This window comes from Reyranella sp., assembly GCF_965229815.1.
In the GTDB taxonomy this organism is placed as follows: Bacteria; Pseudomonadota; Alphaproteobacteria; order Reyranellales; family Reyranellaceae; genus Reyranella.
Genome location: NZ_CBDDJN010000002.1, coordinates 972,604 through 987,324 on the forward strand (window position 1 = coordinate 972,604; position 14,721 = coordinate 987,324).

The following is a 14,721-nucleotide window of genomic DNA, read 5'->3' on the forward strand; positions in this document are numbered from 1 at the left end:
CTTCGGGCAGCTCGGCCGGCCGCGAGGACCTATGGGTGTCGGGGGCGACAGGCGTCGTGCCCCCGCCGGAGGCATCGGGAGCGGCGGAGAGGGTCCGATCGTCGGGCATGATGCCTCTTCTTCTTCGTTGGCGGGGAGCGGGGCGTCAGTGTTCGTAGCGCGAGAAGAGAAGGCAGGCGTTGGTGCCGCCGAAGCCGAAGCTGTTGGACATGACGGTGTGCAGCCCGGCCTTGTCGATGCGCTGGCGCGCGATCGGGTAGTCGCCGGCGGCGGGGTCGAGGTTCTCGATGTTGGCCGAGGCCGCGACGAAATCGTCTTTCAGCATCAGCAAAGTGTAGATCGCCTCGTGGGCGCCGGTGGCGCCCTGGCTGTGCCCGGTGAGCGACTTGGTCGAGCTCACGGCCGGCAGCTTGTTGTTGCCGAACACCTCGCGGATGGCGTCGAGCTCGGTGATGTCGCCGACCGGAGTCGAGGTGCCGTGGGTGTTGATGTAGTCGACCGGCGCGTTGCGCCGCGACGCGCCGGGAAAGCCCTCGGTGGCGAGCCGCATGCAGCGCACCGCGCCCTCGCCGGACGGCGCCACCATGTCGGCGCCGTCGGAGGTGGCGCCGTAGCCGATCACCTCGGCGTAGATCCGGGCGCCGCGGGCGCGCGCGACCTCGAGATCCTCGAGCACCACCATGCCGCCGCCGCCCGAGATCACGAAGCCGTCGCGGTCCTTGTCGTAGGCGCGGCTCGCCCGTTCCGGCGTGTCGTTGTACTTCGACGACATGGCGCCCATGGCGTCGAACAGCACCGACAGGGTCCAGTCGAGCTCCTCGCCGCCGCCGGCGAACATGCGGTCGGCCTTGCCGAGCTGGATGCATTCGACGGCGTTGCCGATGCAGTGGGCCGAGGTCGAGCAGGCCGAGCTGATCGAGTAGCTGAGGCCCTTGATCCTGTAGGCCGTGGCGAGGTTGGCCGAGACCGTGCTCGACATGGCGCGCGGCACCATGAACGGGCCGATCCGCTTGGGGCCCTTTTCCTTGGCGGTGATCGCCGACTGCACGATGGCGCCGGTGGTCGGCCCGCCGGATCCGGCGACCAGGCCGGTGCGCGGGTTGGAGATCTCGGCCTCGCTCAGGCCGGCATCGGCGATCGCCTGCTGCATCGCGAGGTAGGCGAAGGCGGCGCCGTCGCCCATGAAACGGCGCAGGCGGCGGTCGACCAGCTCGTCGACGTTCAGCTTCAGGGTGCCGGCGACCTGGCTGCGGAAGCCCAGCTCCTTGTACTGGGGCACGAACTCGATGCCGGACTTGCCGTCCTTCAGGGACTGCGTGACCTCGGCGGCGTTGTTGCCGATCGACGAGACGACCCCCAGTCCGGTGACGACCACGCGCTTCATGGCGTCAGCCCGTCGCCGCCGGAACGGCGTCGGCGTCCTTGAACAGGCCGACCTTCAGCCCGGTGGCCTCGTAGACCGGCTTGCCGTCGGCATGGACGAAGCCGTCGGCAATGCCCAGGACCAGCTTGCGCAGCATCACGCGCTTCAGATGGACGTTGAAGGTGAGCTTCTTCACCGTCGGCACGATCATGCCGGTGAACTTGACCTCGCCCACGCCCAGCGCGCGGCCGCGGCCCGGCGCCTTCATCCAGCCCAGGAAGAAGCCCAGGCACTGCCAGAGCGCGTCCAGCGGCAGGCAGCCCGGCATCACCGGGTCGCCCTTGAAGTGGCAGCCGAAGAACCAGAGGTCCGGCTTGATGTCGAGTTCGGCCACGATCTCGCCCTTGCCGAACTGGCCGCCGGTCTCGGAGATCTTCAGGATACGATCGATCATCAGCATCGGCGGCAACGGCAGTTGCGCATTCCCCGGCCCGAACAGGCGCCCCTTGGCGCAGTCGATCAGGTCCTCGAAGGTGTAGCTGCTCTTCTTGTCGGTCACTCTGCTTGCCCCACGCCGCCCGTTTCTTGCGTTCCTCAGCCAGAATAAGGAGGCCCGCCCTTCAGCGCAAACCGCCGAATCCGGCCCTGTCGGCCCTTTTCAGGTCGCATTCGGCCGCTTACATATGGTCGTCACAATGTTCGGCACCAGCCCCGACTTTGCGGCCCGCCTCCGTGAGGCCGGCCTCAGGCCCACCCGCCAGCGGCTCGCCCTCGCGCGCCTGCTGTTCGGCGGCGAGCATCGTCATGTCACGGCTGAGAGCCTGCACGGCGAGGTGCGGGCGACGCGCATGCCGGTTTCGCTGGCCACGGTTTACAACACGCTGAACCAGTTCCGCGATGCCGGCCTGCTGCGCGAGGTCGTGGTGGCGCCCGGGCGGTCCTACTTCGACACCAATATCGGCCATCATCACCATTTCTACATCGAGCCGGACGGCGAACTGCACGATTTCCCGTCGGACGAGGTGACGATCGGCGGCCTGCCGACCCCGCCCGAGGGCACACAACTCGCGCGGGTCGACGTCATCGTGCGGGTGCGCCGCTAGGCCCCGTTTCGCGGCTACTTGCGAGTCGCTTGCAGTTCCTTAGAACGGTTCTAAAAATCTTGACGGACTCGCGCCGGCTGGCCCAATATCCCGCCGCCCGGTCGGCCCGTCCGACCGCCCGACTTCCAAGCAAGGAGCAGAGCCAATGGCCAACCTCAAGGGATCCAAGACCGAAGACAATCTGAAGGCTGCGTTTGCCGGCGAGAGCCAAGCCAACCGCCGTTACCTGTACTTCGCCCAGAAGGCGGACGTCGAAGGCTACAACGACGTCGCCGCGGTGTTCCGCTCGACGGCCGAGGGCGAGACCGGCCATGCGCACGGCCATCTCGAGTTCCTCGAGGTGAGCGGCGATCCGGCGACCGGCCTGCCGATCGGCGAGACCTCGTCCAACCTCAAGGCGGCGATCGCCGGCGAGACGCACGAGTACACCGACATGTACCCGGGCATGGCGCGCACCGCGCGCGAGGAAGGCTTCGGCGAGATCGCCGACTGGTTCGAGACGCTCGCGAAGGCCGAGAAGAGCCACGCCGGCCGCTTCCAGAAGGCCCTCGACACGATGGCCTGAGCTTCGGGCCCGAGCCCCTCGGGCCTTGCCAAAGGGGACCCGGTCGGGTCCCCTTTTTCGTCCTGACGACCTCTGACCACGGCACTCCCAACATGCGCGAAGGCAGCCTCGAAGCCCCCATCCGCCATCCCCTGAACTGGCAGGAACCCTGGTTCTGGGACGAGGCGGCGCTCGAGAAGGAGATGGAGCGCGTCTTCGACATCTGTCACGGCTGCCGCCGCTGCTTCAATCTCTGCGATTCCTTCCCGCGCCTGTTCGACCTGATCGACGAGGGTCCGACCGGCGAGCTCGACGGCGTGAAGAAGGAGGACTTCGCCAAGGTCGAGGAAGCCTGCACGCTCTGCGACATGTGCTTCATGACCAAGTGCCCCTACGTGCCGCCGCACGAATGGGCGCTCGACTTCCCCCATCTGATGCTGCGCCACCGCGCGGTGAAGGCGCGCAAGGACGGCATCGACTTCGTCGAGGCTCAGCTCGCCGATACCGACCGCTCCGGCCGGCTGGGCAGCTGGGCGGCGGGACTCGCCAACTGGGCGACCGACGAGCGCAACCAGACCACGCGGCGCAGCCTCGAGCGCCTGGCCGGCATCCATCACGGCGCCCGCCTGCCGCGCTATGCCGGCGAGACCTTCGAGATCCGCGCCCGCCGCGAGGGCACCGAGCTGAACGCCGAGGCGCCGGCCTACGGCAAGCGCAAGGCGGTGCTCTACGCGACCTGCTTCGTGAACTTCAACAACACCGACATCGGCGCCGCCGCGCGCGCGGTGCTGGCGAAGAACGGCGTCGAGACCGAAGTCGTCCATCCTGCCTGCTGCGGCATGCCCAAGCTCGAGCTCGGCGACCTCAACGGCGTCGCCGAGGCGGCCGGCAAGGTCACCGCGGCGCTGCTGCCGTGGGTCGAGAAAGGCTACGACGTCGTCGCGCTGACGCCCTCCTGCGCCCTGATGTTGAAGTTCGAATGGCCGCTGCTGCTCCCGAAGGACGCGGCGGTCGACCGCCTGTCGCGCGCGACCTTCGACCTGTCGGAGTACGTCGTTGACATCGCCAAGAAGGACGGGCTGGCGCCCGGCATGGAGCCGCTCGAGGGCGGCGTCAGCATGCATCTCGCCTGCCATTCGCGCGCCCAGAACATGGGCGCCAAGGGAGCGGAGATGCTGCGCCTGGTGCCCAAGACCCGCGTCGCGGTGATCGAGCGCTGCAGCGGCCATGGCGGCATCTGGGGCGCGCGCACCGAGAACTTCGAGATCGCGGTGAAGGTCGGCAAGCCCGCCGCCCAGGCGGCGCTCAAGAGCAACACCGCCTACGTCGCTTCCGAGTGTCCGCTGGCGGCCGAGCACCTGATGCAGGTGATGGAGATGACGGCGGGCGAGGAGAAGCCGCAGCCGTTCCGCGCCAACCATCCGATCGAGCTGATGGCCGAGGCCTACGGCATCACGGTGCGCAAGCCATGAGCCCGCGCAAGATCGAGGTCGCGTCCATCCTGCCGCTCGCCGAGTATTCCAAGGTGCGGGCCGAGCGGCGCCGCCTCATGTCGGAGCTGAAGAAGAACCGGCGGCTCGAGGTCGGGCCGTTCGCGACCTTCTACTTCGAATCCTACGACACGATGCTGCACCAGGTGCACGAGATGCTCTTCATCGAGAAGGGCGGCGCCGAGCAGATCCCCGACGAGCTGGCGGCCTACAATCCGCTGATCCCGCAGGGCAGCGAGCTGGTCGCCACGGTGATGTTCGAGATCGACGATCCGGTGCGCCGCGCCCGCGTGCTGGCGATGCTGGGCGGCGTCGAGCACAAGGCGTTCATCCGGGTCGGCGCCGACACGATCCGCTGCGTCGCCGAGGACGACCAGGACCGCACGCGCGAGGACGGCAAGGCCTCGTCGGTGCAGTTCATGCGCTTCCCCTTCACGGCGGCGCAGGTGGCGGCGTTCCGCGGTGGCGAAGGCGACATCGTCGTCGGCTTCGACCATCCCAACTACGGCCACATGGCGGTGATGCCGCCCGCCGTGCGCAAGGCCCTGTCGGCCGACTTCGCCTGAGCGACTTCGCCTGAGCCCTGGCCGGCCGGCGCCGGCACGTCAGTAGGTCATCCGCAGCACCAGGATCACCGGATCGCCCGGCATGTTGGCCGGCAGCGGCGGGAACGGCGCGCCCTGCCGGATGGCCGCGATCTCGGCGGCGTCCAGGGCCGCCCGGCCGCTCGATGAGGCGACGCTGACCTCGAGCACGCCGCCGTCGCGCGCCAGGGTCACGCGGGTGACGACGCGTCCTCTCAGGTTGGGCGACATCGCCGCGCGGGTACGGGCGCGATAGGGCTCGAGATGACGGTACACGCGCGTCAGGTAGTCGTTGCGCTGCCGCCCCTGGCCGGCGAAGCGGTCGGCGACCTCCGGCCCGGGCAGCGGCGCGGGGATGGCGGCGGGCGTCTCGGTCGGCGGCCGGTACTGCGCCGGCGGGCTCGGCCGCGGCGGCAGCGGCACGGCGCGCGGCCGGCTCTGTGCGGCCGCGGTGCGTGGCGGCCGGGCGAACTCGCGGGCCGTCGGCGCCGGCGGCGTCTCGGGCGGCGGCGGGACGGAGAACTCGAACAGCGGGAAGCTCGCGACCGGCGGCGCGCCGCTCGGTGCTTCGGTGCTCGGCGCGTCGGTTGTCTCCGACGGTGCGGGAGACGGCGCCGGCGGGGCGAGGGCGGCCTGCTGCTGCGGCGGCAGCACGCTCGGCTCGGGATCGGGCGTGGCCGGTGCCCCGGATGGTTTGGACTCCGCCGGCGGTCCGATCCTCTCCGGCACCTGCTGGCCGACATTGGACGGGCTGCTGTCGAACGACACCATGATCGGCTCGTCCCTCGGCTCGACGGGCTTCAGGGGGGCGAGCCACCACACGAGTGCCGCGAGGACCAGGTGCAGCGCCACCGCCAGCGCGAGCGCCAGCGGCGGCATGGGCTCCGGTCCCGAGCGGGCGTGGACGAGCGCGTCTGTCACGGGCTTCCGTTTTACGAGCCTGCGCTCCCGGCGGCCAGACGGCGCCGCCCCCCGCTCTAGTTGCGCTTGAAGTAGAGCGGCAGGGTGAAGGTGTGCTGGCTGCCGAGCTCGGCCGGCAGCGGCGGATAGGGCGAGGACTGGCGGATGATGTTCAGGCTGCCATTGTCGAGTGACGTCGAGCCGCTCGAACGGGTGATGCCGACGCTCAGCAGCCGGCCGTCGCGCGCAATGACCAGGCGCAGGATGACGGTGCCGGCCTCGCGGGTCGCGTTGCCGACGAACTCCTGATGCTGGGAGATCTTGCGGGCGACCAGCCAGAGATACTGCTCCTCGGCCTTGCGCTGCCCGTACATCGTGGCCGGGTTCACGAACGTCGGCGACCGAGACGCCTGCTGATCCTGGGACCGCGACTGGGGCCGCTGCGTCAGGGGCGAGGGCTGCAGCGACGGGCTGGGCTGCGCCTTCGGCTGCGGGGGTGGCGGGGGTGGTGGCGGCGCTCGATGGGCCTGGACCTGGGGAGGTGGTTGCTTGGCCGGCGGTGGCGCCGGGGGCGCGGGCGGCGGCGCGGGCCGCGGGATCTCCTCGGCGGTGATCGGTGGTGGTGGCGCCTCGAGCGGCGGAAGCGCCTTCTCGAGCGTGGGGCGCGGCGGGGGCGGCGCGGGCGGCGGCGGCACGTCGCGGGAGATCATGGGAGGCGGCGGCTCAGGCGGCGGCACCGCCAGCGCCTGCTGAGGCTCGGGCGCCGGTTTGGGCTCCGCTGCCGGTGCCGGCTTCTGAGGTTCGGGCTGGGGCTCCGCCTTTGCCTCGGGCGCGGGCTCGGGCTCGGGCGGTGACGCGGCCGCCGCCTGCTGCGGCGATTCGGCGGGCGCCGGCTCTGCGGGAGTCGTCTCGGCGGGAGTTGGGAGCGGCTCCTCGGTGGCGGCTTCGGGCTTGGCCGGGACCGGCGTCTCGGTTCCCGGCTCGGCCTTGGGGGTCGGCTCGGGGCTGGCGGGCGCCAGGCCCAGCCGCATCGGCGGTGCGGGCGGTGGCGGCGGCGGGGCGGCCTGCGGTGCGGGCGCCGGCGCCGGGGTGGGCTCGGGGGGCGGCGGCACGGGCTCCGGCTTCGCCACCTCGCGCTCCACGGTGATCTCAATCGGATCCTCGGGCAGAGGCTCGACGTCGCGCAGCGGCGAGCCCCACCACAGCACGGCCGCCACCGCGAGGTGCAACAGCGCCGCCAGCCCCATGGCGGTCGGCGACATGTGGTCGAAGCGCGTGTAGGTCAGGCTGACGGCGTGGGCCACGATCCGCCGTTTCTACGTGCCGCCCGAAGGGCCCGCCAGAGCACATTCTGCCCGGCCGGTGGGTGCGCGACCGCGGCTGCCTGGGATTTCAGCGCGCCTCGGACGGGCGCCGGCAGCCAGGGAGAACCGGGAGCGGTCCGACCGGGCCACGGGTCGCCCCTAGTTGATCGGCTCGGACCTGTAGACCCCCCACAGGCCGGTCCGCTTGATCCAGCCGGTGACGCCGCCCGCCCGGACGCGGCACCATTCGCCGGCGCAGGAGCGGATCTCGCCCACGACCTCGGGCTCAAGCTTGGCCACGACCTCCGCAGAGGCCGCCGGGGTCTTGAACAGGCTGGCCGGCTTGGCGGCGACGATGAAGCTGCGCTTGCCGGAGAGGAGGCCCTGGTAGACCCAGCCGCTGGCGCCCTGCCAGTCGCGGATCTTCCGCCAGTTGTCGTACTCGGCGACGATCTCGACCGGCATGTTCTTGCGCTTGAACACCCAGTCCACGGGATAGCGCGAGCCGGGGCCTGTGCGGACATTGACCTCGTCGGACTTGATCGACGCGAAGCGCGGAAGGGGCAGGCCCGATCCCCGGCGCTGCTGCGTCGCCGGCTTGTCTGCCGCCTGTGATGGCGCCGCGACCGGCAGACAGAGGCTCACCAAGGCGGCAAAGCCCACGGAAAGCCGGACCAGCGCTTGGAATTGCATCGGGCCCTTATACCTCAAAACTTCACAATGATCGACAACCAGTTGAAAGAACGTGCTTTTCCGTCGTGCGATGCGCTGCGGACGGTGGCTGGACAAGGCGCGCTTTGTATTGCTAATCGGGCTGATCCCCGATTCGCCAGCCGGTACACGAGCGCATGCCGACAAGTCCCAAGAAGAAACCGCTGGTGATCGTCACCCGAAAGCTGCCCGAGGCGATCGAGACGCGCCTGATGGAGCTGTTCGACACGCGCCTCAATGCCGAAGACACGCCGCTGACCGCCGCCCAACTCGTCGAGGCGGTGAAGGCCGCCGACGTGCTGGTGCCGACGGTGACCGACCGCATCGACAGCCGGGTCCTGTCGCAGGCCGGGCCGCGGCTGAAGCTGATCGCCTCCTTCGGCACCGGCGTCGACCATATCGACCTCGACACCGCCCGGCAGCGCGGCATCACGGTCACCAACACGCCGGGCGTGCTCACCGAGGACACGGCCGACATGACCATGGCGCTGGTGCTGGCGACGGCACGGCGCATGGGCGAGGGCGAGCGCTTGGTCCGGGAAGGCCAGTGGACCGGCTGGAGCCCGACCTCGATGCTCGGTGCGCGGCTGCTCGGCAAGCGCATGGGCATCGTCGGCATGGGCCGGATCGGCCAGGCGCTGGCCCGCCGCGCCCGCGGCTTCGGGCTGGCGATCCACTACCACAATCGCAAGCGCGTCCACGGCGAGATCGAGCGCGAGCTCGAGGCGACCTACTGGGAGAGCCTCGACCAGATGCTGGCGCGCATGGACATCGTGTCGGTCAATTGCCCGCACACGCCGGCGACCTTCCATCTCCTGTCGGCGCGGCGGCTGAAGCTGATGAAGCCCTCGGCGATCATCGTGAACACCGCGCGCGGCGAGGTGATCGACGAGAACGCGCTGGTGCGCATGCTGAAGGCGCGCGAGCTGGCGGGGGCGGGGCTCGACGTCTACGAGCACGAGCCCCAGGTGAACCCCAAGCTGCTCGAGCTCGACCGGGTCGTGCTGCTGCCGCACATGGGGTCGGCGACGCTCGAGGGTCGAATCGACATGGGGGAGAAGGTGCTGATCAACATCAAGACCTTCGCCGACGGCCACAAGCCGCCGGACCGCGTCCTGGCGACCATGTTTTAGGCGCGTTCACACGCGCCGCGCCGAGCAGAAAGAGCAGGGATCTCTACAAATCTCCCTCGACCATCTCGCGGCTGCGGTTCTGGATCAGCACGTCGCGCGCCGAGCGGCCGACCTGGGCGCCGATCAGGATGGTGAGCGAGGTCCAGTACATCCACACCATCACGGCGGCGAAGCCGGCGGTCGCGCCGAAGGCGGAGGTGAGCTGGGTGACCTGGAAGTAGTAGACCAGCGCCCGGTTGCCGGCGGCGAACAGCAGCGCGTTCACGGCGCCGCCGATCAGCGCGTAGCGCCACGGCACGCCGCCGGACGGCAGCCACTTGTAGATCAGGGTGAAGAAGCCCGATAGAACGCCGTAGTGCACGAATACGGAGATGGCCGGGCCGATCCAGACGCCCAGCACGGGGAATTTCTCGAGCACGCCGGCATAGGCCGACAGCAGCACGCTCGTCAGGATGACGGCGATCAGCAGCACACCCATCATCACCATCAGCAGCAGCGCGAGCGCGCGAGACTTCAGGCTGGCCAGCACCGGGTGGATGGCACTGGACGGCTGCGCGACCTGCACCGCCGGGCTGCTCCAGATCGCATTGATGCCGTCGTCGAGCTCGACGAAGACGCGGCTGCCCGTATAGAGCAGCACCACGGCGCCGATCACGGCGGCGAGGCCGGCGCCCCTGAACAGGTCCTGCGAGGCGAAGCGCCGGATGCCTTCGAGCTGATCGGAGCCCAGCACGGTGCTCAACCCGTTCAGGATCGCCTCCTGGGCCATCAGTCGCCCGACCACCGGCTCGGCGATCGCGATCGTGAAGATCATGATCGGGCCGATGGCGAACATCGTGTAGAAGGCCATCGCCGCGGCCGAGGTCGACAGCCGGTTGGTGAAGAAACCCATGCCGGCCGTGTAGGCGATGTTGAAAAGCGTGCCGATCATGAGGAGAGGTTCAGCTTTCGTCGGGCCCGTCAGCGCAGATGGGCAATCGCATTAGCATAGTACGCCAGCACGGGGCGCTCGGTTGCCGCGGCGGCGAACAGGCCGTCGTCGCCTTCGGCGATCAGCCGCCGCAGGATCAGCATGCGCAGGCCGACCTGGATCGCGTAGTCGCGGTCGCTGCGCGGCACGTAGAGCTTGGCGCCGCGCGCCTCGAAGTCGAGCATCAGGGCGAATGCCCGGGCCTTGAGCTCGAGTGCGTCGAGCGGCCGCTCGGCATCGAGGATCACCGTGGCGATCAGCGACACCGGCAGCACGGGCACGAGGCGGGCGACTTCGGCCATCACGTCGCGCGCCAGCCGCTCCACGATCGCGAAGCGCCGCTCGCGGTCGAGCCCGCGCAGGTCACCGTCGACCGATGACGCGTGGGCGGCAAGCCAGGCGCGGGCCGACACCGGCGCGCCGAAGTTGACGCAGGCATAGCCGAAGCGAAACCAGCGGCCGCGCAGCAACAGCCCGATCTGGGCCAGGCCGAAGCCGGCAGCGGTGCGGGCGCTCGACCAGACGCCGCGCCGCTTCGTCCCGGCGTCGAGCGAGGCCAGCAGCGTGCGGTCCTCGAGCACGCGGTCGTAGTTCAGCGCGACCGGCACGAAGACGATGTCGTTGGCGCCGTGGGGGTCGAACGACTTCAGCATGTAGTCGAACAGGCCGAGACGGGGGGCGCGCAGCCGTCCGTCGCGCGACAGGCCGCCCTCGGGATACATCGCCTGGGCGACGCCGGCCTCGGTGGCCATGTGCACGTAGCGCTCGAGCACGCGGCGATAGACCGGGTTGTTCGACTCGCGCCGCACGAAGTAGGCGCCCATCGAGCGGATGAGTTGCTGCAGCGGCCAGACGCGGGCCCATTCGCCGACGGCATAGGACAGCGCCGTGCGCTCGGCCGCCAGGAAGGCGACCAGCACATAGTCCATGTTGCTGCGGTGGTTCATGACGAACACCACCGTCGTGTCCGGCGCCACGCCGCCCAGGATGCGCTCGTCGGCGAAGCCCAGCCGGACCCGGTAGAGCAGGCGGGCGACCGTGCGCGCCAGCGCGTAGCCGAGGCGGAAGTAGAGGTAGGCGTTGAAGGTCGGCACGATCTCGCGGGCGTAGCGGCGGACCTCCTCCATCGCCACCGCGCGCGGCACGCCGTCGGCCCGCGAACGTTCGTTGGCGGCGGCCACGACCTGCGGATCGTAGACCAGCCGGTCGATCAGCACCTGCCGCCGGGTGAGCTGGAACGGCTTGATCTCGACGGCGAGCCGCCGGTTGACGCGGTCGATCAGGCGGTTGAGCCGGCGGCGCAGGAACCAGCGCACGCTGGGCAGCAGCAGCCGATCGACGAGCGCCCACAGGGCGATGACAAGAAAGACGAGGAAGAGCCAGAGCGGCAGGGTGACGGGCGCGCCCATCGCCGCGTCCCCGCCGTCAGTACTGCTTGAGCTGGAAGCCCGAGATGACGAGCAGCACCGAGGCGACGCCCAGGATCAGCGTGGTGACGACGGCGCCGAGCATGCGGCCCCGCGGCACGAAGCCGAGCATGCCGCCGGCGTGCAGGACCCGCGCCAGCAGCAGCGCCAGCGACAGGACGGCGACGGTCCAGAACCCGAAGAACTCGCTGGCCGCGTAGATCAGCAGCAGGCAGAGCGGCACGAATTCCATGAAGTTCGCATGGGCACGGATCGCGGCCAGCATCTCGGGATCGCCGCCGTCGCCCAGGAAGATCTTCTTGGCGCCGCGCAGGCGGGCAACGCCGAGCGTCAGGGCCACTGCCAGCAGGCCGAGCAGGCCCGCGCACACGTAGAACACCGGCATCCGCCGCTCTCCCCCTCGATTTCCTTGCATTGTATGGCCATATTGGCGAGGGGCGAAAGCAAACGGACAACGGAGCTGCGCCATGTGGCAGATTCTACGCAAGAAGACCGAGATGCCGACCGCCGACCGGGCCCTGCCGGGCCGGCCTGCACGGGCCTTTGCCGTGCCGGCGACGCACTTCGTCAACGGCAACCGCCTCCAGCCGCCGTTCCCGGCCGGGCTGGAGCAGGCCATGTTCGGCATGGGCTGCTTCTGGGGCGCCGAGCGCAAGTTCTGGGAAGCGCCGGGCGTCTACGCGACGGCGGTGGGCTATGCCGCCGGGCTCACGCCCAACCCGACCTACGAGGAAGTCTGCTCGGGCTTCACCGGCCACAACGAGGTGGTCATGGTGTGGTTCGACCCGAAGAAGACGTCCTACGAGGCGATCCTGAGGGTGTTCTGGGAAAACCACGACCCGACGCAGGGCATGCGCCAGGGCAACGATGTCGGGACCCAGTACCGGTCCGGCATCTACACCTTCTCGGCCGACCAGAAGGCGAAGGCCGAGGAGTCGCGCGCCCTCTTCCAGAAGGAGCTGGGGAAGAAGGGCTACGGCGCCATCACGACCGAGATCATCGACGCGCCGGAATTCTTCTATGCCGAGGACTACCATCAGCAGTACCTGGCCAAGAACCCGGCCGGCTATTGCGGGCTGGGCGGCACCGGCGTGAGCTGCCCGATCGGACTCGGCGTTCAGGCAGCGGCGGAGTAGACCTCCGCCAGGGCCGCCACGAAGCGGTCGAGCTCGGCCTCGGTGTTGTAGACATGCACCGAGGCGCGCATCACGTCCTTCAGGCCGCGGCCCTCGAGGTCGAGCCGCGAGGAGAATCGGGTCGAGACGGTGACGTTGATCGCCCGCTCGCGCAGCGCGGCCTTGAGCGCGGTATGGTCGGCGCCGTCGACCGCAAAGGTGACGATGGCGCCCCTGACCTTGCCGAGATCGGTCAGCGTCACGCCCTTCACCGTCGACAGCCGCTCCCGCAACCCGTCGGCCAGCGTGCGCAGCCGCGCCCAGATCGCGTCCATGCCCAGCTCGTTGGCCTGGTCGGCCGCGGCCTTGAGGCCGATGACGCCGGCGAAGTAGCGTTCCCAGTTCTCGAAGCGCCGCGCGTCCTCGCGCACCGTGTAGGCATTGGCATCGGTCCACTTGGCGGCGTGGTTGTCGAGCAGGATCGGCTCGATGCGCGACGTCGTCGCCTGTTTGGCATAGAGGAAGCCGGTGCCGCGCGGCCCCCGCATGTACTTGCGGCCGGTGACCGACAGGAAGTCGCAGCCGATCGCCTTCACGTCGACGGGGAGCTGCCCCACCGACTGGCAGGCGTCGAGCAGGTAGAGCACGCCGGCGTCGTTGGCGATCTTGCCGACCGCCTCGGCCGGCTGCACCAGGCCGCCTTGGGTCGGCACGTGCGAGATCGACACCAGCTTCGCCCCCCGGTCGATCTCGCGCTCCAGCGCGGCGAGGTCGATCTGTCCGTGGCGGTCGTCGGGCACGACCACGATCTCCGCGCCGGTCTTCCTCGCCACCTGCAGATAGGAGATGTAGTTCGAGGAATATTCGCTGACGCAGGTCAGGATGCGGTCGCCCGGCCGGAAGTCGAGCGAGTAGAAGGCGAGGTCCCAGGCCCGGGTGGCGTTCTCGACGAAGGCGATCTCGCCGGGCTGCGCCCCGACCAGTCGCGCGACCGTGGGGTAGAAGCCTTCCAGCTCCGCATCGGCCTCGGCGGCCGCCTCGTAGCCGCCGATCTCCGCTTCGCGCCGGAGATGGTTCACGGTGGCGTCGAGCGTGCGCCGGCTGGGCAGGGCCGAGCCGGCGGCATTGAGATGCAGGACATGGGCGCAGCCGGGCGTCTCGGCGCGCAGGCGGTCGATGTCGAGGGTCACCTCGGCGCTCCCCTGGTGTATGATGGCGCTCATGTCGTTGTCCGGCACCGTGTTGTCTCTGGTCCTGCGTCCTAGAGCGGTGCCCGATCCCGAGCAACTGACCATTGCTCATGCCGGCGATACGCTCCCCGTCACCTTCGTGCGCAGTGCCCGCGCGCGCCGCGCCTCGCTGCGCGTCGACCCGGCCGGCCGGCGCATCGTGCTGACCGCGCCGCTGCGCATGGCGCGCGCCACCGCTCTCGGCTTTGCCGAGGCGCAGGCCGGCTGGATCGCCGCCCGGCTGAGGCGGCTGCCCGAGCGGCGGCCCTTCGTCGACGGCGCCGAGCTGCCGCTGTTCGGCGAGCCGCACCGGCTGCGCCATCGCGGGCCGATGCGCGGCACGGTGTGGCGCGAGGGCGCCGAAATCCATGTCGCCGGCCGGGCCGAGCACCTGCCGCGGCGCGTGCGCGACTGGCTGACGGCGGAGCTGCGCGGCCGGCTCGTGCCGATGGTCCAGGCCAAGGCGGCGCGGGTGGAGCGGTCGGTGCGCCGCATCACGCTGCGCGACAGCCGCTCGCGCTGGGGCAGCTGCGGTCCCGACGGCGCGCTGTCCTTCTCGTGGCGGCTGGTCTTCGCGCCGCCCGCCGTGGTCGACTATCTCGCTGCCCACGAGGTCGCCCATCTGGTGCACATGAACCACGGTCCGCGCTTCTGGGCGCTGGCACGGACCCTGTGCGAGGGCCCGATCGAGTCGCCGCAGGCCTGGCTCAAGGCCAACGGCGAGACGCTGCTGCAGTACGGGGGGCAGTAGCTCGTACGAGCGTGCGTTGGCGCACCTTCGGCTGGGCAACCTTTGATACTCATCTTACTACTCGCTATGGTTTATTTATTGGGAATAAACACGTTGC

16 protein-coding genes are annotated in these 14,721 nt (G+C 69.9%); 7 read left to right on the forward strand and 9 right to left on the reverse strand.

The features are described 5' to 3' along the window. Positions 1 to 145: 145 nt before the first annotated feature. Together fabB and fabA are read right to left on the reverse strand one after the other, a co-directional pair. Positions 146 to 1,384, reverse strand: coding sequence for a beta-ketoacyl-ACP synthase I (fabB, locus tag ACO073_RS05180; protein ID WP_421995952.1), 1,239 nt, complete (start codon positions 1,382 to 1,384; stop codon positions 146 to 148). A gap of 4 nt (positions 1,385 to 1,388) precedes the next feature. Further along, the gene (fabA, locus tag ACO073_RS05185; protein ID WP_421995954.1) at positions 1,389 to 1,922 is read right to left on the reverse strand and encodes a 3-hydroxyacyl-[acyl-carrier-protein] dehydratase FabA; all 534 of its coding nucleotides are present in this window, start codon (positions 1,920 to 1,922) and stop codon (positions 1,389 to 1,391) included. 136 nt (positions 1,923 to 2,058) lie between these two features. Here fabA and irrA point away from each other — a divergent pair, with 136 nt between their 5' ends. The 4 genes from irrA to ACO073_RS05205 all read left to right on the forward strand — a co-directional run bounded on the left by irrA (position 2,059) and on the right by ACO073_RS05205 (position 5,066). Next, the gene (gene irrA / locus ACO073_RS05190) at positions 2,059 to 2,466 is read left to right on the forward strand and encodes an iron response transcriptional regulator IrrA (protein WP_421995956.1); all 408 of its coding nucleotides are present in this window, start codon (positions 2,059 to 2,061) and stop codon (positions 2,464 to 2,466) included. 145 nt (positions 2,467 to 2,611) lie between these two features. After that, complete coding sequence (locus tag ACO073_RS05195; RefSeq protein WP_421995958.1) at positions 2,612 to 3,031, forward strand: rubrerythrin family protein; 420 nt, start codon at positions 2,612 to 2,614, stop codon at positions 3,029 to 3,031. A gap of 92 nt (positions 3,032 to 3,123) precedes the next feature. Continuing rightward, a complete protein-coding gene (locus ACO073_RS05200) occupies positions 3,124 to 4,482 on the forward strand; it encodes a heterodisulfide reductase-related iron-sulfur binding cluster (protein ID WP_421995960.1) in 1,359 nt (452 codons plus the stop codon). After that, complete coding sequence (locus tag ACO073_RS05205; RefSeq protein WP_421995962.1) at positions 4,479 to 5,066, forward strand: DUF3501 family protein; 588 nt, start codon at positions 4,479 to 4,481, stop codon at positions 5,064 to 5,066. Before ACO073_RS05200 ends, ACO073_RS05205 begins: the two co-directional genes overlap by 4 nt. A 39-nt stretch (positions 5,067 to 5,105) precedes the next feature. On the opposite strand, the gene ACO073_RS05210 is transcribed toward ACO073_RS05205, so the two are convergent. From ACO073_RS05210 to ACO073_RS05220, 3 genes are all read right to left on the reverse strand, one after another. Further along, a complete protein-coding gene (locus ACO073_RS05210) occupies positions 5,106 to 6,005 on the reverse strand; it encodes an energy transducer TonB family protein (RefSeq protein WP_421995964.1) in 900 nt (299 codons plus the stop codon). Positions 6,006 to 6,061: 56 nt separating this feature from the next. Next, a complete protein-coding gene (locus ACO073_RS05215) occupies positions 6,062 to 7,288 on the reverse strand; it encodes a TonB family protein (RefSeq protein ID WP_421995966.1) in 1,227 nt (408 codons plus the stop codon). 159 nt (positions 7,289 to 7,447) lie between these two features. Continuing rightward, complete coding sequence (locus ACO073_RS05220) at positions 7,448 to 7,981, reverse strand: SH3 domain-containing protein (protein ID WP_421995968.1); 534 nt, start codon at positions 7,979 to 7,981, stop codon at positions 7,448 to 7,450. Positions 7,982 to 8,136: 155 nt separating this feature from the next. Between ACO073_RS05220 and ACO073_RS05225 the strand changes: the two genes are divergently transcribed. Continuing rightward, complete coding sequence (locus ACO073_RS05225) at positions 8,137 to 9,132, forward strand: 2-hydroxyacid dehydrogenase (protein WP_421995970.1); 996 nt, start codon at positions 8,137 to 8,139, stop codon at positions 9,130 to 9,132. A gap of 43 nt (positions 9,133 to 9,175) precedes the next feature. On the opposite strand, the gene ACO073_RS05230 is transcribed toward ACO073_RS05225, so the two are convergent. Genes ACO073_RS05230 through ACO073_RS05240 form a run of 3 tightly spaced genes read right to left on the reverse strand, consistent with a single transcriptional unit; the run spans position 9,176 to position 11,914 of the window. Next, entirely contained in the window at positions 9,176 to 10,063 is an 888-nt protein-coding gene (locus ACO073_RS05230) for a YihY/virulence factor BrkB family protein (RefSeq protein WP_421995972.1), read from the reverse strand. Between the two features lie 29 nt (positions 10,064 to 10,092). Further along, entirely contained in the window at positions 10,093 to 11,511 is a 1,419-nt protein-coding gene (locus tag ACO073_RS05235) for a 1-acyl-sn-glycerol-3-phosphate acyltransferase (RefSeq protein WP_421995974.1), read from the reverse strand. 16 nt (positions 11,512 to 11,527) lie between these two features. Further along, complete coding sequence (locus tag ACO073_RS05240) at positions 11,528 to 11,914, reverse strand: MAPEG family protein (RefSeq protein ID WP_421995976.1); 387 nt, start codon at positions 11,912 to 11,914, stop codon at positions 11,528 to 11,530. A gap of 82 nt (positions 11,915 to 11,996) precedes the next feature. On the opposite strand from ACO073_RS05240, the gene msrA reads away from it, so the two are divergent. Further along, the gene (gene msrA, locus ACO073_RS05245; protein ID WP_421995978.1) at positions 11,997 to 12,665 is read left to right on the forward strand and encodes a peptide-methionine (S)-S-oxide reductase MsrA; all 669 of its coding nucleotides are present in this window, start codon (positions 11,997 to 11,999) and stop codon (positions 12,663 to 12,665) included. On the opposite strand, the gene ACO073_RS05250 is transcribed toward msrA, so the two are convergent. Further along, the gene (locus tag ACO073_RS05250; RefSeq protein WP_421995980.1) at positions 12,647 to 13,867 is read right to left on the reverse strand and encodes an aminotransferase class V-fold PLP-dependent enzyme; all 1,221 of its coding nucleotides are present in this window, start codon (positions 13,865 to 13,867) and stop codon (positions 12,647 to 12,649) included. The two genes, msrA and ACO073_RS05250, sit on opposite strands and share 19 nt — an antisense overlap. Between ACO073_RS05250 and ACO073_RS05255 the strand changes: the two genes are divergently transcribed. Continuing rightward, positions 13,866 to 14,624, forward strand: coding sequence for a M48 family metallopeptidase (locus tag ACO073_RS05255; RefSeq protein WP_421995982.1), 759 nt, complete (start codon positions 13,866 to 13,868; stop codon positions 14,622 to 14,624). The genes ACO073_RS05250 and ACO073_RS05255 overlap by 2 nt on opposite strands. The last annotated feature ends 97 nt before the right edge of the window (positions 14,625 to 14,721 follow it).